Consider the following 22,784-nt stretch of genomic DNA (forward strand, 5'->3'; position numbering starts at 1 on the left):
GGCGCCGGGCTTGCCCGGCGCCGCCGTTGCCGATGAGCGCCCGCGCGATCTTCCACCTGTTCCTGCATGCCGCCGTGCCAGCCCTGCTGGCATGGCTGTTCTGGCGCAAGCGCTTTGCCTCGGCGTGGCTGCTGATGCTGCTGGGCTGGATCATCGATCTGGACCACCTGCTGGCCGATCCGATCTACGCACCGAACCGCTGCAGCATCGGGCTCCACCCGCTGCACACCGCACCGGCCATCGCGGTCTATGCCGGGCTGTGCGTGCCGAAGAAGACGCGGTTGGTAGGCATCGGTTTGATCATCCACATCGTGCTGGACGCGATTGATTGCTGGTGGATGCATCACCGTTGATGCTGGGTGCGTGTCGACCAAGGTCGACACCTACCGGGTGCACGATGGCCTGTGGAACGGACGGACCGCTTTGGTAGATGCCGACCTTGGTCGGCGCTTTTGATGCGTGTCGACCAAGGTCGACACCTACCGGGTGCATGATGGCCTGCGGAACTGACGGACTGCTTTGGTGGATGCCGACCTTGGTCGGCGCTTTTGATGCGTGTCGACCAAGGTCGACAGCTACCGGGTGCACGGCGACCGGTCGGATTGGCGCTTGGTAGAGCCGGCCGCTGGCCGGCTTCTGCAGGGCGTTCCCGGTGACCACGTGGTTGCCGGCCAGCGGCCGGCACTACCCACCGTCAGGTTGGCCGCTTCACGCCATCGGCAACCACAGCGTTGCGCGCAGGCCCGGCTGCGCATTCTCCAGCGTCACGCGTCCGCCATAACTGGCGGCGATATCGCCCACGATCGCCAAGCCCAGCCCACTGCTGCCCTCGCGCTCATCCAGACGCACGCCACGCTGTGTGACCCGTTCCAAGGCGTCTGCAGCCAGGCCGGGGCCGTCGTCGCGCACTTCGACGCGTAGCTGCCCTTCGCTGGTTTCCGCTTCGACAGTGACCTGCTGTTGCGCCCAGTGCCCGGCGTTGTCCAGCAGGTTGCCCAGCATCTCTTCCAGATCCGCACTGGCACCGGCGAACTGCAACGCTGGATCGATGCCTGCCGCCGTGAACGCGATGCCACGTTCGCCATGCACGCGTGCCATCAGCCGGCACATTGCCTGTGCGACGGCCACCACGTCGGTGCGCTGGCGATGATCGGCAGTCAGTCCTGCAGCCAGGTAACGGTCGATACTGGTCTGCATGCGCGCACTCTGCTCGCGCACGGTGGTACGCCAATGCGTGCCGTCGCTGTCAGCCTCGGTGGCCAATACGCTCAGTGGGGTCTTCAGCGCATGCGCCAGATCCTGTGCGCTGGTCCGAGCGCGAGCGACCATGCGTTGCTGGTGGTCCAGCAGCGCATTGAGTTCTTCACCCAGCGGTGCGACTTCCGCGCCCAGTTCCTGCGTCTCGATGCGCTGCGCGTCGCCGCGGCGCACCCGTTCCAGCTGTGCACCGAGGCGATGCAGCGGACGCAATCCGAAGTGCACCTGGCTGGCCAGTACCGCCAGCCACGCCGCGACCAGCACGCCCAGGGCAATGGCGGTGCGCTTTCGGAACGCGGCCACATCCGCATCCAGCGCACTGCGGTCGGTGGCAACCACCGCCACGAATGGTTCACTGGCACGTGGCAGGCGCACCTGCTGCACGCGTGCGCGCAGGGATTGCTGCATCGGTCCGGGCAGATTGCGCGTGGCCGGCCCGGTAGCCGGCAGGGTTTCATCCCACAGCGAGCGCGACTGCAGCAGCACGCGGCCATCGGCACCGGCGATCTGCCAGTAGGCGCCGGAGAATACACGCTGGAAGCGCGCGTCATTCGGTTCCTGGCGCAGGCGCAGCTGTCCGTCCGCATCCACTTCGGCCTGCGCCAGCAGGGTCAGCATGTCCTGCTGCAGTTCGTGGTCGAGGCGGTCACGCGCGCTGCGCTTGAACAGTTCGCCCAGCAGCGCGCTGGCCAGCAGCGAGACCAGCAGCAGGCCGACGCCGCCGGCCAGCAGCAGTCGCCGCCGCAGCGAGCGTTGCCTGTTCATGGCGCGGCCAACCGCCAGCCTTGGCCGCGCACGGTTTGTATCAGATCGGTGCCGAGCTTGCGGCGCACGCGCCCGAGCAGCACGTCCAGCGCGTTGGAATCTGGGTCGTGGCCGCCCTCGAACACCTGTTCGCCCAGGCGATCGCGACCGATGACCTGGCCGCTGTGATGGATGAAGTAGCTGAGCAGGCGGAACTCCTGCGGACTGAGCGACAGCGCTTGGCCGTCCAGTTCGAAGCGGCCGGCGTTGACGTCCAGCTGCAGCGGCCCGCAGTGCAGGCGCGGGCTGGCATGGCCATGACTGCGGCGGATCAGGGCGCGCAGGCGCAGCACCAGCTCGTCGGCCTGGAACGGTTTGGTCAGGTAGTCGTCGGCGCCGGCATCGAAGCCAGCCAGCTTGTCGTGCCAGCGCCCGCGCGCGGTCAGCACCAGCACAGGAAAGCTGCGGCCGTTGCCGCGCCAGCGCTCGATCACGCTCAATCCGTCCAGCCCGGGCAGGCCCAGGTCGACGATGGCCGCCTGCAGGTCCTCGATCTGGCCGATTTCCTCGGCCTCGCGCCCGTCGGCAACCGCGTGCACCACGTAGCCGGCCTGTTCCAGCAGGGGCAGCAGGCGCTGAGCCAGCGCGGCATCGTCTTCGGCCAACAGGATGCGCATCAGTCGTCCAGCTCCGTCTTCAGCAGCTTTCCGCTGCGCGCATCATAGTCCAGCTCCACCACCACGCCGTCGCCGCGCAGGATCTCCACTTCGTAGACGCCGTCGTCCAGCTCTACCTCCAGCAGCTGGCCGGGGTAGCGCTTGAGCGCATCGCGCACCACGCTTTCCAATGGCACGTAGCGGCCCTGCTGTACCGCGCGGCGCGCGACCTGCTGCGCCGGGTCCTGTGCGGACGCGGCGGCAGTCGGGGCGCTGGCCAGGGCCAGCAGCAGGGGCAGGGTGGAGAGCATCGGTGCACAGGGCGGGCTGTAGGAACAGGCGTGAGTGTGGCGGGGGTGACTAACAGCTGGCTAACAGTGGCGGCTAAGGCGCTGTTAACCACGGGGTGCATTGTGGCGTTGCCGGGATGGTCCGGCCACGAACACGAACGGAGAACCCCCCATGTTGAAGTCGCTCACCCTCGCCACTGTTGCCCTGCTGGTCATCGCACCGACCGCCCAGGCGGCCCCGCTGGGCATGGCCCAGGTTGAACAGACCCTGCGCAAGGCTGGCTACACCCAGATCCACGAAATCGAACGCGATGATGGCCTGTGGGAGGCCGACGTGAGCCGCGCCGATGGCCGCTTCAGCGAGGTTTACGTGGACCCGAAGACCGGCGAGATCTTCGACGAGCACAGCAGCCGCGCGCTGTTGACCACCGAGCAGGTGCTGGCGCGGGCACAGGCGCATGGCCTGCGCGAGATCCATTCGCTGGAACGCGATGGTGCGACGTGGTCGCTGGAAGCCCGCAATGCTCGCAACCAGAAGGTGGACGTGCGCCTGAGCGGTTATGACGGCCGCATCCTGCACAGCGAGCGCGATGGCTGGCTGGATTGACGTTTGCCCATGTAGAGCCGAGCCCATGCTCGGCTTTGCGGCCAACCGTAGCCGAGCATGGGCTCGGCTCTACAGGAGCTGGCTTACCAGCCGTACGGCGGCGGGTAGTCCCAATAGCCCGGGCCGCGGCCGTAATAGCCGCCATACGGACCGAAGAAGCCCGGTCCCTTGCCTTCGCTCACGTGGATGTTGACGTTGACCCCGTGGGTCTTGCCTTCATCGGTGGTGTAGTTCTTGCTCAGGTTCAGCGTGGCGGCGTTGTAGTGGCTGTTGCCACCGTTCTTGGAATAGCCGATGCCGGTGGTGAAGCTGCCGGACACTTTGACCTTGTCGTCGGTCACGTCGGCGATCTTGGCGTCGTCGTGCACGCGCGGGCCGCTCTTGTCGCCGTAGTACGTTCCCGGCGGGTCCTGCTGCAGGGTCGGGTCATTCAGATAGCGCATGGGTGCCTGCGGCAGCGACAGATCCAGGCCGGTCGCCTGTGGCGCGGTCGCGCCGGCAGCGGACTGGGCCAGCACGGTTCCCGGCAGGGCCAGGCACAGCAGCAGGGTCAGGGGGCGGATCATGACAGCGCTCCAGCGGACAGGTGGCCACGCAACACGCGGCGGTACAGGCCGACGCTAGCAGGGGCTGCTTGAATGATGCCTGTCGGCGCCCGCACGCGGTAGAGCCAGGCCATGCCTGACTGCAGGCTACAACCGCCCGAACCCGAACAGCCCCGCCAGCGGATGCGCCCGCCGCTCGATCCCGGCCCGCAGCAGCTTCGCGCCGATCATCGAATAGGTGATGCCGTTGCCGCCGTAGGCCATGGCGAAGTGCACCCGCGGCCCCCACTGATCGTGCGGGCCGAAGAACGGCAGGCCGTCCGCCGTTTCGGCGAAGGTACCGGCCCAGGAGAAGGCGGGTATCGGATCAAGGCGCGGGAACCAGTGCCGCAGCTGTTTCATCAGCTTGTCGGCCTTGCCCTGAACGCGCCGGTCGCGGCGGGCGGGGATGTCGACGGCGTCGTCCAGCCCGCCCACCAGCAGGCGGCGCTCGCCGGTGGCGCGCAGGTACAGGTACGGGCGTGCGCTTTCCCACACCATCGTGCGCTGCAGGCGGCCCAGCACGTCTGCCTCGATGGGATCGGTAATGAACGCGTAGCTGCTGCGGTTGCGCGCAACCCGCTGATCGAGCCAGCGTTGGTTGGCATAGCCCATGGCCAGCACCACGTGGCGGGCGCGGATGGTGGCACCGTCTTCGGTACGGGCGGTCACCCCACGCGCAGTGGCGTCGAGGCTGTGCAGCACCGTGCGGTCATGCACGTGCCCGCCGCGCCGACGCAGGCGCTGCAGCAGCGCATAGGTCAGCCGATACGGATCGACCCGCGCCGCCTGGCGCGTGAGCAGGGCACCACCGGCGTCCACGTCGAAGCGCTCCTGCAGTGCCTCCGGGCCGAGCCAACGTGCGTCCAGGCCGATGCTGCGCCGGGCCTCACCCTCGGCCATCAGACGGGGCACGTCGCGATGGCGGCTGGCCAGGTACAGGCTGTCCATGCGCTGGAAATCCACGTCCTTCAACCCGCGCGCGACCTCTCCCAGGGCCGGGATGGCCTCGGCACACGCCCGGTAGGCAAGCGCGGCGGCGTCCTGGCCGTAGCGCTGGGCCAGTTCCAGCAGATGGGTATCGATTTCGTACTGCAGCAGCGCCGTGCTGGCAGCCGTGCTGCCCCAGCCGATGTCGCGTTGCTCGATCAGGGCGACGTCGTGGCCATGGTGGGACAGTTCGTCGGCGATCAGCGCACCGGTGATGCCGCCGCCGACCACCAGCACGTCGCAGCGCAGGTCCTTTTCCAACGGTGGGAAGGCGTGGATCAATCCATTGCGTACCGCCCACCACGGGTAGCCACTCTTCAGGTCCATGGTCGTGCGTTGCTCAGGCGGTGGGGCGGCCGGTGTGCGGGGTCTGGATCAGTTCGGACAGATCGAAGCCCTGCAGGCGGGCGGTGGCCAGATAATGGTCCTGCACGGTGGCGTCCAGCTGCGGTTCGCGGGCCAGCAGCCACAGGTACTTGCGGTCCGGGCTGCCGACCAGCGACACGCTGTAGTCCGGCGCGACCTGGATCACCCAATAGTCGCCCTTGGCGAACGGCAACCAGCGCAGGCCCTTGGGCAGGAAACTCACCTCCAGGCGCGCGCTGTCGTTGTCGACGGCGCAGGCCTCGCCGGTGGCTTCCTCGACCTCGCCGCCCATACGGCAGCGGTTGGTGACGCCGACGTTGCCGTTGTCGAGCAGGCTGTAGTGCGCTGACACGTCGGTGCAGCCTTCCGGTTCATGGCGCATCGGCAGGCGTGCGATCTCGTACCAGGTGCCCAGGTAGCGGGGCAGCTTGAGGTCAGCGACGGTTTTCAGCGGCGGATGGTCGGTCATCGGTGATCGTGGCAGGGGTGGGCCTCCACGATGCCGATGGCCTTGCCATGGGCGGGTGAAGCCGGGGCGATGGCCGTGTCCAGAACGTTCCGTCGCCCCGGCGGAGCGCCCGTTGTCACCGGCGTGGCGGTATCCTGCAGCCAGCGCCGTGTTTTCCTGATCCAACCGAGGTGGAGGTGCCGATGTACCAGGTGATCCTGTTGAAGAGTGAATCCGCGTTCGCACGCGAACAGTGGCCGCAGGTCGATGACCTGGTCGACTATGAAGGCGTGGCCTACAGCCTGCGTGCCGGCCCGCGCCAGCCGTTGCCGACCGACCACGACTGGCACCCGGTGGCGGTGTACGCGCCCGATGAGATCACCGAGGAAGAGTTCCAGGACTGGTACGCGCTGCAGCAGCCGGCCGTGGAAGAGCTGCGCCTGAAGTACTGATTTCGCCGGCGTGGCGTGCGGGCGCGCGTAAACGCGGGCTGGGTGAATTGACCGGGCGAATCGACGGAGCAAACCGACGGGGTAGAGTCGACTGTTGGTCGACTGCTCTTCGCTGGACGCCGTGCAAAGCCCGCGCTGCGCGCGATAGTCGACTAACAGTCGACTCTACCCCGTCGATTCGCCCGGCAACGATCACCCCGCCGCAATCGCCAGGCCGTCATCGCCGAGTCGTGACCACCCAGCGGCATCACCCCGCCGCCATTACCCCGTCGAAGCTCCCATCGCGGTGGGTGTGGTCCTCTGAGCCACCATCCAGCCTTTACCGCCTGTGCCGTATAGTCGCGCGCAGGCGCGGTGGTCCGCGCGAAACGGTGTGGCTGGCGTGTCTTCTTTCCTGCGATCGATCCGTGCACGGGGGCCTTGGCTGGCCCTGCTGCTGTGCACTGCCTTCCTGCTGTCCGCACCGGTGCTGGCCCAGGATGAGGACCCCACGCCGAAGCAGCAACTGGCGGACATCGATTCCAGGCTGAAGGAGGTCGAGCGCAAGCGGGGCGATGCAGAGGCCATCGAGACACTGGCGATGCTATCCGAGAATGCCTCGCAGGCCCGGCGCGATGCCGAAGCGCTGGAGAAGGCGTTGCAGCCGCAGCTGGATCGGATCAGCGAACAGCTGGCGCAGCTGGGCACGCCTGCGGAAGGCACCACCGAACCGCCGGAACTGGCCGCGCAACGACGCACCATCACCAAACAGCGCGACGGCCTGGCCGCGTCGGTAGCGCAGGCCAAGGCCAGTGCCGTGCGTGCCCAGCAGCTGGCAGCCGACATCGACCAGCAGCGCACTGCGCAACGCGCCGAAGACATGGGGAAGAAGGTCGCCTCGCCGTTGTCTCCGGCGCTGTGGAGCAAGGTGGCCGAGCGCCTGCCGATCGATATCGCACGCGTTGCGCCGTTGGCCGAGCAGGGGCGCGATACGTTTGTTGCTGGTGTCCGGGCCAATGGCTGGGGCACGCCGTTGCTGGGCCTGCTGGCCGCGCTGGTGATGATGTTCCCGCTGCGGCTGTGGCTGCGCAGGCTGGGGCGGCGCTTTGCGGCGTCCGAGCGTGCGCCGGATGGTCGCCTGCGCCGCTCCGGCCTGGCCATGTGGTTGTTGCTGGTCGGTACGCTGCTGCCCGGCTATGCCGTGGTGGTGCTGATGGCAGCGCTCGATGCGATCGATGCGATCGCGCCGCGCCTGCAGGTGGTGGCCGACGGCCTGGAGACGGCCACCTTCCGCGCCGCCTTCATTGCCGCGCTCAGCGCGTGCATGCTGGTACCCAAGCGTCCGTCGTGGCGGTTGCTGAATCTGGATGACACCGCCGCACTCAAGCTGCGCAAGTACGCGTGGGGCGCGGCGGCGCTGGCCTGGCTGAGCACGGTGCTGGTCGCCCTCGATCAGGCCACGCGTACCAGCGACGTCACCACGGTGGCGCTGGACGGCCTGATTGCGCTGACCTATCTCGGCCTGATCATGGCCATGCTGGTGACCCTGGCACGCCTGCATCGCCGGCAGACCGCCGAGGCCGAGGCCAAGCTGGAGGCACAGGCCGATGGCGTGGGCGCGGCCACGCCGGTGCGTCGCAGCAGCTGGCTGGTACTGGCCCGGGTAGCGGGCAACATCGCGGTGGTGGCGGCCATCATCGCCACATTGCTGGGCTACCTGAACTTCGCCAAGTTCGTGAACCAGCAGCTGATCGGCGGCAGCATCGTAGTGCTGGCCGCGACCCTGCTGTTCAAGTTCGTCGATGACCTGAGCACCTGGATGCTCAACGCCGACAGCAAGGTTGGCCAGACCATCCTGCTCAGCACCGGCCTGAGCGTATCGCGGCTGGAGCAGGCCGGCGTGCTGCTGTCGGCGGCGTTGCGTACCATCGTCGTACTGATCGCGCTGCTGGCCCTGGTGGCACCGTTCGGCAACATCGGCGCGGTGGTGGAGCGCTTCACTTCACTGTTCACGACCGGATTCGATATCGGTGGCACCAAGCTGGCACCGGCGGGGATCGTGTTGGCGGTACTGGCGCTGCTGGCCGGCCTGGCGATCACCCAGCTGGTGCAGCGCTGGCTGACCGACACCTACCTGCCCAAGACCGAACTGGATCTGGGCGCACGCAATTCGGTCAGTACGGTTGCCCGTTACGTGGGCATCATCATCGCGGTGATCTGGGCGCTGAGCGCGATGGGCCTGCAGCTGAGCAAGCTGGCGTTGCTGGTCAGTGCGCTGTCAGTGGGTATCGGTTTCGGCCTGCAGGTGATCACCCAGAACTTCGTCTCCGGCCTGATCCTGCTGGCCGAGCGCCCGGTGAAGATCGGCGACTGGGTGAAACTGGGTGACCAGGAGGGCGACATCCGCCGCATCAGCCTGCGTTCGACCGAGATCCAGGTGGGCGACAAGTCGACGCTGATCGTGCCCAACTCCGAGCTGGTCACCAAGACCGTGCGCAACATGACGATGGGCAACAACCAGGGCCGCATCCAGATCCAGTTCGCGGTGCCGCCCAGCACCGATGTCGGCAACCTGCGGCAGGCGTTGCTGGATGCGTACACCGCGCATACCAACGTGCTGAAGCAGCCGGCACCGACGGTCTACATCGACAGCATTGCCGGTGGCCAGATCACCATCAACAGCTTCGCGTACGTGGCCAGCCCGCGGCAGGTCTACGCCACCCGCAGCGATCTGTACTTCAGCCTGCTGCAGATACTGGCGGAGCGGAACATTCCGCTGTCGACCCCGACCGATATCCACATCACCCGCGATCCGCAGGAGTAGGGGTTTTTGCAGGGCTGCGCCCTGCACCCGCCGAAGCAACGTCAACCGCAAGAGCAACAGCGTGCATTCCGTGGTTGGACGGGGCGGTGCCGGAGTGCGGGGACGCCGCAAGTACGTCCCTGTAGGCTTGGCAGCCACATCCATGCGGCTGACACCCCACACTCCGGCACCGCCCCGCCTTCGACAGATTTCCGCGATCTGTTGGAATTGCTTTTGGGGTCAGATCCGTTTTCCGGAGGAAAACGGATCTGACCCCATCTTGATTTTCGATATCTGACAGATTGTGTCGACCAAGGTCGACACCGCCCCGCCAATCCACGGAATGCACGCTGTTGCTGTTGCCGTTGCTCCGGCTCGTAGCGGGTGCAGGGCGCAGCCCTGCAAAGAACCCTACCCCCGTGGTCGACTGCGTGAGGGCACCAGTGCGAACGTATCCACCGCCAGCTTCTCGGCATGGTTCAACCACGCGCGGATCTCCAGATCATCCACTTCGTGATCCAGCCCGAACGACACGTTGATCTTGCCGTTGGCATCGGGCTGCACCCACTGCTGGGCCAGCACCACCTTGCGCTGCGAGGAAACTGCCTCGATCCAGAAACCACGATCCGGGCGCGTACTCGCCACCAGCTGCAGCATGTACTGGCCAGCGCGGGTACGGCGACCCTTCTGGGTGATCATGTGTGCCTGACGCACGCTCGGGCGCGGGCCCTGGAATGCGTCCAGCGGTGCATCGACGGCAATGCCGCCACGCAGGTCGTTATCGCGGTACAGCTTGATGCCGTTGTCGCGGTTGACCAGCAGGGCGCACCAGTCACCGTCGGCCGAGCCGTCCTCGAACGCGGTGCAACGGTCGACGTAGGCCAGGGTGTTGTCCGGGTTGGCATCATCGAACTGGCGCGAGGTGTTTTCCAGATACACGGACTTCAGGCCCCAGTCCTTGTCGTACTCCAGCAGCACCGGTGGCTGCACGTGCTGCAGACCGACCACCACCTGGTCATCGCCATCGATCTTCAGCTCGCGGGTCGGTTCACCCAGCCACAGCGAACGCGCGAAGGCCAGGTACTGCGGGTAATCGCGGCCGCCATCGCGCTGGGTGGCCACGCTGGCGCTGGGCGCGCGCTGGCTATCGATCAGCGAACGGCCAAAGCCCATCGTCTTCAGGTTCGGGTCCAGCAGGCTGAGCAGGGTCGCACCCGAATCCAGGGTGGTGCCGGCGTCGGCGTTGAGCTGCTGCGGGGCGATGCCGTCGCCCAGGAACAGCAGCAGGTTCTCGCGCTTCTGCCGGGTCAGGATGTGGGTCAGATCGTTGGGCATTGCCAGGTGATCGGAGGCGATCACGATCAGCGTGTCCTTGCCGTACGGGCTGGCCTGGATGCGCTGCACCAGCTGCGAGATCAGCCGGTCGCTGCACTTGAGCGCGTTGAGCATGTTGATGTTGCCGTACTGGCTTTGGTAGCGCTCGCCCTTGCACGACACGGGCAGGTGTCCCGCCGGATGGTGGGTGTCCATGGTGAGCGTGGTGAGCATGAACGGCGAGCCGGCGCGCGAAAGCTGCTCGAAGCGCTGGTAGGCGGTATCCAGCAGCACATCGTCGTGCACGCCCCAGGCGGAGTAGTGGATGCGTCCGATCTTCTTCTGCTGCTTGAACCAGGCGAGGTCATGCACTTCATCGAAGCCGTGGCTGGCCAGGAACTGGCCCTTGCCGGCGAACTGGCCGTTGGCACCACCCAGATAGTGGTTGGTGTAGCCCTGCTGCTTCAGGTAGTCGCCCAGGCATACCGCCTTGGGCAGGAAGCTGCCCATGCGGTCCATGCTGTTCTCATCGCCCTGCGAAGTGGTCAGCGGTACGCCGCACATCGACGACACCAGGCCGGCGATGGTCCAGCCGCTGCCTTCGGCCGAGGCCAGCCCGCGCACGTCCAGCGACTTCGTGGCCAGGCGGTTGAGGTTGGGCATCAGGCCCGGGAACACGTTCTCGTCCAGGTAGGTGCGCTCCAGGCTTTCGCCATAGATCCAGACGATGTTGCGCGGGCGCTGCAGCGGCTGCGTCGGCACCTGGTATTCGGGGGCGATGCGAGCGAAGTCGACCGGGCGCAGCTGCTGGTAGAGGCGTTGGCCGTCGCGGGCCAGCGGGCTGATCAAGATCGTGGCCACCCACACGGCCGCGAAACCAGCAAACAATGCGCCACCGCGGCCGGGTCGCCGCCAGCGCTTCACCCGCGTGGCGAACAGTGGCAGCAGCGAGACCAGCGCCAGCACGATGAAGCCGGCGATATAGCCCTTGAAGTCGGAGATACCGGCGCCTTCCATGTCGGCGCCGAGGTGGTACAGGGTGGCAGCGTTGAGCCCATCACCGGACAGCTTGTCGATCAGCCACCACGCGCTGAGCATCAGCAGCAGCAGCGAGAACGCACCGGCCTTCCACCACACCCATTTGTCGGACGCGAGGAACAACCAGCACAGCAGCAACAACGACAGCAGCAGTATCCAGAGCATAGGCAGCTTCGGCAGTGACGGGGTGGTGGTGATGGACGTCGTACCGACGCGTGTCCATCCGACCGGCGCTGCCACAAACACATGCACATGACAGGCTGATGACCCGATAGTGCATGCACGAACCTGACTGAAATGTTTGTTGAAATAACGCGCGCGAAATCGCGCTCAGAAGGTAAAACGAGCGTGAAAGGTGCCGTTGGATTGCATTAAAAACCGCATGAATACGAGTGTTTTCGTAGATTCGCTAGCGATGCCCACGCTCTTCGCGTGCCCGCGCACGACGGTCGAACAGCAATGCACTGGTCACGATGCCAAGGCCGAGCACCACGCCGATGAACAACAGAATCAGGGCGATGAGCGGGTAACCGAACAGGTGCCAGCCGGTGTCGATCTTCATCATCATTGCCGCGGCCATGATCAATGCCGCGCTGATGATGCCGGCTGCCACGCGGTTGGCGATCTTCTGCAGGTTCTCCATCAACCGTGATTCTTCCAGGCCGGTCACCTTCATCTGCAGGCGGTTCTCGGCCAGCAGCGCCATGATGTCCGACAGCTTGCGCGGCCCATCGCGCAGCAGCTGCTGCAACTCCATCGCCTCGCTGGCGAGGTTGGCGGCAGACAGCGATTTCTTCAGGCGTGCGCGCATCACGTGCTGCAGCTGGCGCTCGACGATGCGGCGGGTATCCAGGTCCGGTGCCAGCAAGCGGCATACGGTTTCCAGGTTGAGCAGCGCCTTGCCGAGCAGGCTCAGCTCCGGCGGGGTGCGCAGCCCACAGGCGGTGGCGATGCGCACCATGTCCAGTACCACGCGGCCTTCGGAGAAACTGCCACTGGCCGCATAGCGTGCGATCAGCTGGCCGGTCTCGCGCAGGTAGCGCTCTTCGTCGAACGCCTCCAGCCGAGTGCTGATGCTGATCAGGTCATCGGCTACTTCCTCGCCACGGCCATCGACCGCGGCGAACAGGATCTTCAGCAGGCGCTCGCGCAGGCGCGGCGGCATGTGCGCGACCATGCCCAGGTCGAAGATCGCCAGCCGTCCATCGGGCATCACCCGCAGGTTGCCCGGATGCGGGTCGGCGTGGATCTCGCCATGCACGAAGATCTGGTCCAGGTAGCCGCGGATCAATGCCGCTGCCAATGGGTCCATCGATTGTTCGGTGCGGCGCACATCGGGAATCGCATCCACGCGCACGCCGGTGGCCAGTTCCATGGTCAATACGCGTTGGCTGCTGTAATCCCACAGCGGCTGCGGAATCCACAGGCGGCGGAAGGGCTTCAGATGCCGACCGAAACGCGCCAGATTCTCCGCCTCGGCGTGGTAGTCCAGCTCCTGCATCAGGGTCTTGGCGAACTCGTTGAGCCAGTCGCGCAGGCGCACGCGGCGACCGACCTGGGTCAGGTGATCGGCCGCCAGCGCGAAGCTGCGCAGCGCCTCCAGGTCCGAGCGCAGTTGTGCCGCCACTTCGGGCTTCTGCACCTTCACCGCCACCTGGCGGCCATCGTGCAGCACCGCCCGATGCACCTGCGCGATCGAGGCACAGCCCAGCGGCTCGGGATCGAATGCGGCGAACAGTTTGTTCACCGGCGCACCCAGCTCCTGTTCGACGATGGCATGGATGCGCTCGACCGGGATCGGCGCCACCTTTTCCTGCATGCGCTCCAGGGCGGTGGCGAACTCCACCGGTACCATGTCCGGGCGGGTGGACAGCATCTGGCCCAGTTTGACGAAGGTGGGCCCCAGGGCCTCCAGGTCGCTGACGAACTGCTCCGGATTGCCGTCGGCGGGCACGTCGGCCTGGTTGCTGGCGGCGTCCAGGTTCATGCCCGAGAACACGCCCGAATGGCGGTAGCGCATCAGCAGGCGCAGGATCTGGCTGCGCCGGTTCATGCCTTTGACCAGCGGGGGATTGCCATTGGCGGTGGGCGGATTGCTCAAGCGGAACTCCATGCGGCGAAGACAGGTAGCGCCGGCCGCTGGCCGGCAATGCCCGGATTCCGCAGTGTCGCCGGGGGGCGGTGGGCACGCGGTGAATCCGACGTCTTCCGCAGTCCACACCGGATCGGTCAGAATCCGCTCATTCCCTCTCTGGACTTCCCATGGCCGGTGCCAGCCTGTTCGCCCTGCTCGACGATATCGCCACCCTCCTCGACGATGTCTCGGTCCTGACCAAGGTCGCGGCGAAGAAAACCGCCGGCGTGCTGGGCGACGACCTGGCGCTGAACGCGCAGCAGGTCACCGGGGTCAACGCCAACCGTGAACTGCCGGTGGTGTGGGCGGTGGCCAAGGGCTCGCTGGTGAACAAGGTGATCCTGGTACCGGCGGCCCTGGCGATCAGCGCGCTGGAAGCGTGGCTGCACAGCCGCGGCTGGAACGTACCGCTGATCGTGCCACTGATGATGATCGGCGGCGCGTTCCTGTGCTTTGAGGGCGTTGAGAAACTGGCACATCGCTTCCTGCATTCGTCCGACGACGATGCCGAGCGCCAGGCCGAGCGGCGCAAGGCGCTGGCCGATACCCAGGTGGACATGGTGGCGTGGGAGAAGGACAAGGTAAAAGGCGCGATCCGCACCGACTTCATCCTCTCGGCCGAGATCATCGTGCTGACCCTGGGCGTGGTCGCCACCGCGTCGTTCACCAACCAGGTGGTCACGCTGGCCGTGGTGGCACTGGCGATGACGATCTTCGTCTATGGGCTGGTGGCGGGCATCGTGAAGCTGGATGACGTCGGCCTGTACCTGTCGCGCAAGGGCGGTGCCATCGCCGCCTTCGGTCGTGGCCTGGTGGCTTCGGCGCCGTGGCTGATGAAGTTCCTGTCGGTGGCCGGCACCATCGCCATGTTCCTGGTCGGCGGCGGCATCCTGGTGCACAACGTGCCGGCGCTGCACCACGCGGTGCAGGCGCTGGGCGGCGAAGGGCAGTGGGGCTGGTTGATCAGTGCTGCGGCCAACATGGTGGTCGGCATCATCGCCGGCGCCATCGTGCTGGCGGCGGTGACCGGGTTCCAGAAGCTGCGCGGCAAGTAGTCAGCGGCAGGTTCCCCGGTAGAGGCCGACCTTGGTCGGCGCTTTGTTTCCCACGCGTGCCAACCAAGGTTGGCACCTACCAAAGCGGTTTCCGGTGTACCGAAGAACTACCCCGCCTGCACCCGGTTCTTGCCCTGCCGCTTGGCTGCATACAGCGCGTCATCGGCGCGGCGCAGCAGGGTCTCGGTATCGTCGCCGGGCTGCCATTGCGCCAGCCCGGCGCTGAAGTGCACCGGCACGCGCTGGTCCTGCACGGTCAGCACGCGGTGCGCCAGCGAGCGCTGCAGGCGCTGTACGGTGGCCATGCTGTCGGCGCCCTGGGTTTCCGGCAGCACCAGCACGAACTCGTCGCCACCCAGCCGTGCGATGCCGTCGGTGGCGCGCAGCAGCAGCTTGCACACGGCCACCAGATGTTGCAGCAGCGCATCACCGCCAGCGTGGCCATACGTATTGTTGGTCTGGTGGAAATCATCCAGGTCGATCACCGCCACGCCCAGCGGTGAGTTGTTGCGTGCGGCACGCGCCAGTTCACGCTGCAGCAGTTCGTCCAGGCCGCGACGGTTCAGTGCCTGGGTCAGCGGATCGACGCGCGCCAGGTCACCGGCGGCACGCAGCTCCTGTTCCAGCTCGGCGATGCGCTGTTCAGCGCGCTCCACTTCCTGCCGCGCGCTGGCCAGATGATCGCGTGCCTGCGCGGCCTGCTGCTGTACCTTGCCGGTGTCGCGCATCACGTCCTGCAGCAGCTGGTTGAGATCGGCGATGCTGCGCGCTTCGCGCAGCTGCAGTGCGTAGCTGCCGATGCGGTCGTGGTACTCACCGGTGCTGGTGGCCATGCCATCCATGCGCTCGATGAACTCGCCCATCAACCCGCGCATCGCCGCCTTCGAATCGTCGATGCCCTGGCGCAGCAAGCCCTGCTTGTAGATCACTTCGCGCAGTTCAGCGCGGGTACGCTCGACCGCTTCAGCTTCCAGCGGCCCGTCCAGCAGCTGGCGAACTGCGGCGATCTGGCCCTGCAGCCAGCTGCGGTCGTCCAGCAACTCACTCACGTTTTCCAACAGCAGCGCGAACAGCTCCAGCAGCAGTGCCTGCTGCTCCTGCCAGCTCTCGGCGCGCACGCCGACCTGGTGGCCGAGTTCGCGCACGCCCTGTTCGATCGGTTCCAGTGCGGTACCCGGCTGCCACTGGCGCAGGCGCGTGGCCAGGGCCTGCGCCTGTTCGCGTAGATCCGGGTCGTGCTGCAGCAGGGCCACCACGGCGCCACCCAGCAGCAGCCGCAGCTGCTCGGACAGGCGCAGGCTTTCCGGCTGCCCATCTGGCGAATGCTGTTCGATGGTGCGGATGTACTTGTCGATCAACTGCCGCATGGCGCGCCCGTAGCGCGGCCAATCGGCGCTGGCCTGCGCCGACTGCAGGCGGTCGCCCATGTCGCCCAGTTCGCCGGGCAGGGTGGCCATGCCGTTGGCGAACGCCGCCAGCAGCGGCTCGGGCGCGTCGGCGCCGGCGAACAGCTGCTGCAGGGCCACGCCACCGCCGCCCTGCAATACCACGCGGTCGCCCAGCCCATCGTCCACCACCGCGCGCACGCGTGCCGGCGGCCCAAGGGCGGTACCGGGGGCAGAGCGGTGGTCGGGCTGGTCCGTCATGGAGCGAATCCTGGGGGCTGGCAGGGACTGGTTCCAGCATATCGGCGCGGCCGCCGACGGCTTGAACGGCTAGGATGGGCGACAGAATGCCGCAGTGGAGGTGGTGATGCGCGTGATGTTGCTGGGGGCGACCGGCCTGGTCGGCGGGCTGACCCTGCCCAGGCTGCTGGACGACCCGCGCTGCAGCGCCGTGGTGGCGCCCACGCGCCGCCCGTTGGGCGTGACCGACGGGAAGCTGGAGAACCCGGTGCTGGCCTTCGATACGCTGCCCGCCGTAGCTGGGTGGGCGCGCGTGGACGCGGTCATCTGTGCGCTCGGCAGCACCATTGCCCAGGCTGGCAGCCGCGAGGCTTTCCATCGCATCGACCATGATTACCCGCTGGCGTTCGCCCGGCTGGCACAGGCGCAGGGTGCACAGACTTATGTGCTGAATTCCGCAGCCGGCGCCAACCCGCAGTCGTCGATCTTCTACAGCCGGGTGAAGGGTGAGCTGGAGCGCGATCTGCGCGCGCTGGGCTTCCACTCGTTGACCCTGGTTCGCCCAGGGCTGATCGGGGGCGAGCGCAACGAGGTGCGTCGTGGCGAGCGCCTGGCGCTGACGGTGTTGGGTGCGTTGGGGCCGGTGCTGCCACGGGCGTGGCGGATCAACCCGGCCAGCGAGATCGCCAAGGCACTGGTCGAGGCCGCGCTGGCCCCGCAACCGGGTGAGCACGTGCTGGCATCGGGCGCACTGGTCGGCTGATGTCGCGTGCGCTGCGCCTGACGCAGCTTCAACAGCTGCTGCGCCGCCACCGACGGCCGGTGGCCGGGCAGGTGCTGGCCGACGCGCTGGGCATCAGCCTGCGCACGCTGTACCGCGATATCGAGACGCTGCGCGAGCAGGGCGCTGACCTGCGCGGCGAGGCTGGCGTCGGCTACCAGCTGGCGCCGAGCGATACCCTGCCACCCATGACGCTGCCCCCGGCCGAAATTGACGCGCTGGTGCTGGGCCTGCGCTGGGTTGCCGCGCGCACCGAGCCGGCGCTGGCCGAGGCCGCGCGTGATGCCCTGGCGCGTATCGCGCATGTGCTGCCAGCCGCGCGCCGGGAAGCCTTACGTGACAGCGGCTTGCGCGTTGGCCCTTCGCGCGCTGCGGCCAAGGTGCCGCCTGCACGCCTGCAGGCCGTGCGCGAAGCAGTGGGTTCACAGCAGCGCCTGAAGTTCGGCTACGAGGATGCGCACGGCCAGCGCAGCGAGCGCATCGTCTGGCCGTTCGCACTGGGCTACTTCGATGAGGTGCCGATGCTGGCGGCGTGGTGTGAGCGCCGCGAGGATTTCCGTCATTTCCGGCTGGACCGCATCCGCCAGGTGCGCGTGCTGGAGGATCGCTACCTCGTGCCGCGCGCCACGCTGCTGCGGCGCTGGCAGAAGGCGCAGGGCATCGCGCCGGACTGGTTGGACCGTTCGTAGCGTCGGGCTTGCTCGACTGTCCTTGCGCTTTGCTTCCTGCTGCTGGCGCGATGGGTTGGCGGCCTTTGCTGTTTGCTCCTGGTAGATGTCGAGCTTGCTCGACTGCCTTTGATCTTCGCGAACAGCAGTCGAGCAAGCTCGACCTCTACCAGGGCAGGGGCAACAGCAGTCGGGTGCGCTCGATGCTACTGACAGAATCTGTCAGCAGGCCCATACCACCATGATCGCTCCCAACAACGGAGCTTCCCCATGTTCACGCCCAGCACCCTGCTGCAGTACGTGCGCGACGTCGCCACCAGCGCCACCTTCTACAGCGGCATCCTCGGCAAGCCGCCGGTTGAGCAGTCGTCCGGCTTTGCCCTGTTCCTGCTCGGCGATGGCGCCGCACTGGGCCTGTGGCAGCGCGACGGCGTGCAGCCGCCGGTGTCCGCGCAGGCCGGCGCCGCCGAACTGGCGATGGTGGTGGCCAACCCGGAGGCTGTGCAGCAGATGCACGATGCGTGGCGCGCTCTTGGTGTGGAGATCCTGCAGGCGCCAGTGACACTGGAATTCGGCCATACCTTTGTCGGGGCAGATCCTGATGGCCACCGCCTGCGTGTGTATAGCCGCGCCGAGGGCTTGGTCGCGCGCGATTGATCGCCCGCATTGTGTAGATCCACGCCATGCGTGGATGCGGGCAAAAAAACGCCGGGCAATGCCCGGCGTTCTTTCCACGTCAGGTGCCAACCAACGGTTGGCACCCACCGGTCAGGTGGCCGATCAGCTGGCCAGTGCCAGGTCGTCCATCATCGCGCGCAGGAAGCGGGCGGCTTCGCCACCGGTCGCCGCGCGGTGGTCGAAGGTGACCGACAGCGGGATCACCTTGTGCGCTTCCACGCCGCCCATCACCGGGGTCATCTGGTGGCGGGCACGGCCGGCACCGACGATAGCCACGCACGGCGGCACCACGACCGGGGTCGCGTAGCGGCCGGCGAACATGCCGAAGTTGGACAGCGAGATGGTGTAGCCGCTCAGTTCCGAGGCGGCGATCGAACGCGATTCCACCTGCTCGCGCAGACGGTTGACGCCTTCGCGGATGCCGCGTGCATCCAGCATGTCGGCATTGCGCAGGGCCGGCACGAACAGGCCGTCGTCGGTGTCCACGGCGATGCCGATGTCCACCTGGGCGTGCAGGGTGCGGGTCAGCGCTTCACCGTCGAACCAGGCGTTCATCGCCGGCACCTTCTGAGCGGCGACCACGATCGAACGCACCAGGCGCGCGGTGACGTCGTTGCCCGGCAGCCAGGCGTGGATGTCGGCGTCGTCGTTCAGCGTGGTCGGCACCACCTTGCTGTGCGCGTCGGCCATCACGCGGGCCATGTTGCGGCGCACACCCTTCAGCGGTTCCGGCTGGCCCTTGGCGACCACGCCCGGCGGCTGGGTGCGCATCGGCTTGCCAGTGGCGGACAGCGGGGTGCGGGCTTCGCTCTGCACCGGGGCAGACACCTGCGCCGGGGCCGGCGCGGCATACGCGGCGGCAGCGACCGGCGCCGGAGCAGCGCCGAGCTTGGCGCTGCCGTTGGCGGCGGCCTGCTTGACGTCGGCCATGGTCACGGCGCCATCGGCGCCGGTGGCCGGCACGCGGCTCAGGTCCACGCCCAGCTTGCGCGCCATCGCACGCACGGCCGGGACGGCCTTGACGCCACCGACGGCCAGCGCCTGTTCGGCGTGCACGGCGTTGGAGCTCTGCATGGCGCCGACCACGGTACCGGCGTCGTCACGCTCGGCGGCGGCCGGCTTGGCTTCCTCCGCAGCGACCGGCGCAGCCGGCAGCGGCGGCGGGGTCGGTGCGGCAGCCGGCGCCGCCGGTGCGGCGTGACCGTGGCTGTGGCCGGTGTCCTGGCCATCGGCGCGCTGCGGCAGGTTCGGGTCCAGTTCGAAGCTGGCCAGCACCGAGCCGGTCGGGATGATGTCGCCGGCGCCGCCGGACAGCTTCAGCACCTTGCCGGAGAACGGCGAGGGCACTTCGACGACGGCCTTGGCGGTCTCCATCGAGACCAGCGGCTCGTCCAGCTTGATCACATCGCCTTCCTTGACGAACCACTCGACGATGGTCGCGTCCGGCAGGCCTTCGCCCAGGTCGGGCAGGTTGAAGTTCTTGGTCTGGCTCATTTGCAGTTCTCTTCCAGCAGTTCCAGTTCGCGGGCCGGCAGCCAGCCCGTCGCGCCATTGGCGCGCTCGGACCACCACCACCCACCGTGTTCGTGATGAAGCTTCACCATCTCGCCACTTTCCACATCCAGCTCGCGGGCGTCGTAGTCGCACAGGGCTTCGGCGCGACCCTCGTCCAGCAGCTGCAGCCAGGCGATGGGCGCCCATCCAGCGCGCCCATCGTTGGTGCGTACCCAGGCAAACGCCGGCCATTCCTCGTCACGGACACCTACTTCGACGATCTGGCCGGTGTGGAACCGGAGCGGGTTGGGATACTGGCTGCGGTAAGCCCCCAGAAGGCGGGCCCGCATGTCAGCCGGCCGCCACCGCGCGCTTGGCCGCAGCCACGATCCGCTCAACGCTCGGCAGGTACTTCATTTCCAGGCGGAACAGCGGAATGTGGGTGTCGTAGCCAGTGACGCGCTCGACCGGAGCCAGCAGGTCGTAGATCGATTCCTCGGCCAGGCGCGCGGCGATCTCGGCGCCGAAGCCCGCGGTCTTCGGGGCCTCCTGCACGATCACGCAGCGACCGGTCTTGGCCACCGACTCGGCGATGGTGGCGAAGTCCAGCGGACGCAGCGTGGCCACGTCGATGACTTCGGCACTGATGCCTTCGCCGGCCAGCTTGTCGGCCGCTTCCAGCGCTTCCTTCACCTGCGCGCCCCAGGTCACCAGGGTCACGTCGGTGCCGTCGCGCAGCACGAAGCAGACGTCCAGCGGCAAGGCTTCGCCGTCGTTGACGACCACTTCCTTGTACTGGCGGTAGATGCGCTTGGGCTCCATGTAGATCACCGGATCCGGCTCGCGGATCGCGGCCAGCAGCAGGCCGTAGGCACGCTGCGGCGACGACGGCAGCACCACGCGCAGGCCCGGCACGTTGGTGAAGATCGCCTCGTTGGCTTCGCTGTGGTGTTCCGGCGCGCGGATGCCGCCGCCCCACGGCACGCGCAGCACCATCGGGCAGTGCAGACGGCCACGGGTGCGGTAACGCAGCCGGGCGGCGTGGCAGACGATATGGTCGACCATCGGGTACATGAAGCCATCGAACTGGGCTTCGGCCACCGGCTTCATGCCCTGCGCGGCAAGACCAATCGTCAGGCCGGCGATGGTGGTTTCGTCCAGCGGGGTGTCGAGGATGCGCTCGGAGCCGAAGCGCTGCTGCAGGCCGGCGGTGGCGCGGAACACGCCGCCGTTGACGCCCACGTCTTCGCCCAGCACCAGCACCGACGGGTCGTGTTCCAGCTCCCAGGCCAACGCCTGGGTGATGGCTTCGATGAGGGTGATCGGGGTGGTGGTCATGCTCTCTTCTCCGCGCGCGACCGCAGCGCTGTCGGCGGCGTTGGTGTGCGCGCCGGGCGCGCCGTTCTTGATCTCATCCATGGCGCTTCTCCAGGGCGATCGCCTGGGCACGCTGGGCCAGCAGGTCCGGCGGCGGATCGGCATACAGGAAGTCGAACATCGCCTCGACCGGCTGCACCGGCGTGTTGAGGTACAGGTTCACTTCCTCGTCCACGCGCGTGCCGCACTCGGCGACCCAGGCGGCTTCCTCGTCTTCGCTCCACACACCGGCGTTGATCAGGTACTTGCGCAGGCGCAGCATCGGCTCGCGCTGCCACGCGTCCTTCACTTCAGCGTCGTCGCGGTAGCGGCGCGCGTCATCGGCGGTGGTGTGGTCGGACAGGCGGTAGGTCATCAGTTCCAGCACGGTGCCACCGTCGCCGGCCAGCGCACGTTCGCGCGCCTGCTCCATTGCCGCCAGCACCGCGATCAGGTCGTTGCCGTCCACCTGCAGGCAGTGCAGGCCGCCGGCCAGGCCCTTCTGCGCCAGCGTTTCGGCACCGGTCTGGGCCGAACGCGGAACCGAGATGGCCCAGCCGTTGTTGACGATGCACAGGATCAGCGGGAGCTTGTAGGCGCCGGCCGAATTCAGTGCCGCGTAGAAGTCGGTCTTGGAGCTGCCGCCGTCGCCGCACACGGCCACCGCGATCTGCGCTTCCTTGTTGAGCTTGAACTTCAGCGCCGCGCCTGCGGCATGCAGGCACTGGGTGGAGATCGGCACGCAGAACGGGAAATCCTTGGCCGCGTTGCCGCCGTAATCATTGCCGCGTTCGTCGCCGCCCCAGTACATCAGCACGTCGTGCGGGCGCACGCCACGCATGAACATCGCGCCATACTCGCGGTACGAAGGTGCGAACACGTCGTCCTTCTGCATCGCAGCGCCGATACCCACGTGCGCGGCTTCATGGCCCAGGCAGGCGGCATAGGTGCCGAGCTTGCCGGTGCGCTGCAGGGCGATGGATTTGCTGTCGAACGTACGTACGAACAGCATCTGCTTGAACAGCGGTACCAGGACCTTGGGGTCGCGCAGCGACGCGGGCAGGTCATCGCGGACGAGCGTGCCGTCCGTATCCAGGTACTGCAGGTATTCGATCTTGAATTCAGCGGCAACCGTCATTGCGTACTGCACCTTCGACAGAGAAGTTACAAATGATATGAATCGCCATGTTAAGGAACGCGTACGGAATAGCCTTCCTGCGCCGCAACACGGCGATTCCCCGTTTTACCCCTGCCGGCGGGTGGGGGGCCAATAACAACAACGTATTCAGTCGTTGCTGCAAAGCATCAGAATACGCCTCTGGCTGACCGCCAGTACAACGGCCTGGACGGTTCCACGCGCAGGCCCGGGATCGGCCGATGCTCCACGGCCAACCGCACGCCCGGGTATGGACCCGGCGGCTGCCAGCGCGGCGGCAACGCGCTACCCTTGCCGCCCCCGATCTGG

At 67.2% G+C, this 22,784-nt stretch carries 20 protein-coding genes and 1 pseudogene; 8 read left to right on the forward strand and 13 right to left on the reverse strand.

Annotated elements, in window-relative coordinates:
• Positions 1–32 precede the first annotated feature (32 nt).
• On the forward strand, positions 33–353 hold the full coding sequence (locus tag N5J73_RS01720) for a DUF6122 family protein (RefSeq protein WP_049445479.1): 321 nt from the start codon (positions 33–35) through the stop codon (positions 351–353).
• Between the two features lie 355 nt (positions 354–708).
• Here the strand turns inward: N5J73_RS01720 and N5J73_RS01725 are convergent, their stop codons facing one another.
• Genes N5J73_RS01725 through N5J73_RS01735 form a run of 3 tightly spaced genes read right to left on the reverse strand, consistent with a single transcriptional unit; the run spans position 709 to position 2,968 of the window.
• Positions 709–2,022 carry a HAMP domain-containing sensor histidine kinase gene (locus tag N5J73_RS01725; protein WP_164078556.1) on the reverse strand — a complete coding sequence of 438 codons (1,314 nt, stop codon included), beginning with the start codon at positions 2,020–2,022 and terminating at the stop codon, positions 709–711.
• The gene (locus N5J73_RS01730; RefSeq protein ID WP_049445475.1) at positions 2,019–2,678 is read right to left on the reverse strand and encodes a response regulator transcription factor; all 660 of its coding nucleotides are present in this window, start codon (positions 2,676–2,678) and stop codon (positions 2,019–2,021) included. The genes N5J73_RS01725 and N5J73_RS01730 overlap by 4 nt, the downstream gene beginning before the upstream one ends.
• Entirely contained in the window at positions 2,678–2,968 is a 291-nt protein-coding gene (locus N5J73_RS01735) for a PepSY domain-containing protein (RefSeq protein ID WP_049445473.1), read from the reverse strand. The genes N5J73_RS01730 and N5J73_RS01735 overlap by 1 nt, the downstream gene beginning before the upstream one ends.
• 151 nt (positions 2,969–3,119) lie before the next feature.
• Between N5J73_RS01735 and N5J73_RS01740 the strand changes: the two genes are divergently transcribed.
• The gene (locus N5J73_RS01740; protein ID WP_049445472.1) at positions 3,120–3,554 is read left to right on the forward strand and encodes a PepSY domain-containing protein; all 435 of its coding nucleotides are present in this window, start codon (positions 3,120–3,122) and stop codon (positions 3,552–3,554) included.
• A gap of 83 nt (positions 3,555–3,637) precedes the next feature.
• On the opposite strand, the gene N5J73_RS01745 is transcribed toward N5J73_RS01740, so the two are convergent.
• The 3 genes from N5J73_RS01745 to N5J73_RS01755 form a co-directional block, all read right to left on the reverse strand.
• Complete coding sequence (locus tag N5J73_RS01745) at positions 3,638–4,120, reverse strand: hypothetical protein (protein WP_049445470.1); 483 nt, start codon at positions 4,118–4,120, stop codon at positions 3,638–3,640.
• Positions 4,121–4,246: 126 nt separating this feature from the next.
• Entirely contained in the window at positions 4,247–5,455 is a 1,209-nt protein-coding gene (locus N5J73_RS01750; RefSeq protein ID WP_049445468.1) for an FAD-dependent oxidoreductase, read from the reverse strand.
• Positions 5,456–5,468: 13 nt separating this feature from the next.
• A complete protein-coding gene (locus N5J73_RS01755) occupies positions 5,469–5,963 on the reverse strand; it encodes a lipocalin family protein (RefSeq protein WP_049445466.1) in 495 nt (164 codons plus the stop codon).
• Positions 5,964–6,145: 182 nt separating this feature from the next.
• Here N5J73_RS01755 and N5J73_RS01760 point away from each other — a divergent pair, with 182 nt between their 5' ends.
• Together N5J73_RS01760 and N5J73_RS01765 are read left to right on the forward strand one after the other, a co-directional pair.
• Complete coding sequence (locus tag N5J73_RS01760; RefSeq protein WP_049422925.1) at positions 6,146–6,394, forward strand: hypothetical protein; 249 nt, start codon at positions 6,146–6,148, stop codon at positions 6,392–6,394.
• Between the two features lie 373 nt (positions 6,395–6,767).
• The gene (locus N5J73_RS01765) at positions 6,768–9,197 is read left to right on the forward strand and encodes a DUF3772 domain-containing protein (protein ID WP_049397258.1); all 2,430 of its coding nucleotides are present in this window, start codon (positions 6,768–6,770) and stop codon (positions 9,195–9,197) included.
• A 390-nt stretch (positions 9,198–9,587) separates the two neighbouring features.
• Here N5J73_RS01765 and N5J73_RS01770 read toward each other — a convergent pair whose 3' ends face one another.
• On the reverse strand, positions 9,588–11,693 hold the full coding sequence (locus tag N5J73_RS01770; protein ID WP_049445464.1) for a phosphoglycerol transferase I: 2,106 nt from the start codon (positions 11,691–11,693) through the stop codon (positions 9,588–9,590).
• A gap of 244 nt (positions 11,694–11,937) precedes the next feature.
• Positions 11,938–13,593 (reverse strand): annotated as a pseudogene (locus tag N5J73_RS01775) (AarF/UbiB family protein); the annotation flags it as partial.
• A gap of 197 nt (positions 13,594–13,790) precedes the next feature.
• Here N5J73_RS01775 and N5J73_RS01780 point away from each other — a divergent pair.
• Entirely contained in the window at positions 13,791–14,717 is a 927-nt protein-coding gene (locus tag N5J73_RS01780) for a DUF808 domain-containing protein (RefSeq protein ID WP_049445460.1), read from the forward strand.
• 107 nt (positions 14,718–14,824) lie between these two features.
• Here the strand turns inward: N5J73_RS01780 and N5J73_RS01785 are convergent, their stop codons facing one another.
• A complete protein-coding gene (locus tag N5J73_RS01785; RefSeq protein WP_049445459.1) occupies positions 14,825–16,363 on the reverse strand; it encodes a GGDEF domain-containing protein in 1,539 nt (512 codons plus the stop codon).
• 106 nt (positions 16,364–16,469) lie between these two features.
• Between N5J73_RS01785 and N5J73_RS01790 the strand changes: the two genes are divergently transcribed.
• The 3 genes from N5J73_RS01790 to N5J73_RS01800 all read left to right on the forward strand — a co-directional run bounded on the left by N5J73_RS01790 (position 16,470) and on the right by N5J73_RS01800 (position 18,448).
• Positions 16,470–17,105: an NAD-dependent dehydratase gene (locus N5J73_RS01790; RefSeq protein WP_192840561.1), complete on the forward strand. Its 636-nt coding sequence runs from the start codon at positions 16,470–16,472 to the stop codon at positions 17,103–17,105.
• The gene (locus tag N5J73_RS01795) at positions 17,105–17,812 is read left to right on the forward strand and encodes a YafY family protein (protein ID WP_049445454.1); all 708 of its coding nucleotides are present in this window, start codon (positions 17,105–17,107) and stop codon (positions 17,810–17,812) included. The genes N5J73_RS01790 and N5J73_RS01795 overlap by 1 nt, the downstream gene beginning before the upstream one ends.
• A 249-nt stretch (positions 17,813–18,061) precedes the next feature.
• Positions 18,062–18,448: a VOC family protein gene (locus N5J73_RS01800; RefSeq protein ID WP_049445452.1), complete on the forward strand. Its 387-nt coding sequence runs from the start codon at positions 18,062–18,064 to the stop codon at positions 18,446–18,448.
• 123 nt (positions 18,449–18,571) lie between these two features.
• Here N5J73_RS01800 and N5J73_RS01805 read toward each other — a convergent pair whose 3' ends face one another.
• The 4 genes from N5J73_RS01805 to pdhA are packed head-to-tail and all read right to left on the reverse strand — an operon-like array spanning position 18,572 to position 22,457.
• Positions 18,572–19,963 carry a dihydrolipoamide acetyltransferase family protein gene (locus tag N5J73_RS01805; protein WP_049451583.1) on the reverse strand — a complete coding sequence of 464 codons (1,392 nt, stop codon included), beginning with the start codon at positions 19,961–19,963 and terminating at the stop codon, positions 18,572–18,574.
• A complete protein-coding gene (locus N5J73_RS01810) occupies positions 19,960–20,313 on the reverse strand; it encodes an SH3 domain-containing protein (RefSeq protein ID WP_005411349.1) in 354 nt (117 codons plus the stop codon). Before N5J73_RS01810 ends, N5J73_RS01805 begins: the two co-directional genes overlap by 4 nt.
• A gap of 1 nt (position 20,314) precedes the next feature.
• Positions 20,315–21,382, reverse strand: a complete 1,068-nt coding sequence (locus N5J73_RS01815; RefSeq protein WP_019338598.1) for an alpha-ketoacid dehydrogenase subunit beta — start codon at positions 21,380–21,382, stop codon at positions 20,315–20,317.
• Positions 21,375–22,457, reverse strand: coding sequence for a pyruvate dehydrogenase (acetyl-transferring) E1 component subunit alpha (gene pdhA, locus N5J73_RS01820; protein WP_049448461.1), 1,083 nt, complete (start codon positions 22,455–22,457; stop codon positions 21,375–21,377). The genes N5J73_RS01815 and pdhA overlap by 8 nt, the downstream gene beginning before the upstream one ends.
• Between the last annotated feature and the right edge of the window lie 327 nt (positions 22,458–22,784).

The sequence above is a fragment of the Stenotrophomonas sp. GD03654 genome, assembly GCF_029845105.1.
In the GTDB taxonomy this organism is placed as follows: Bacteria; Pseudomonadota; Gammaproteobacteria; order Xanthomonadales; family Xanthomonadaceae; genus Stenotrophomonas; species Stenotrophomonas africana.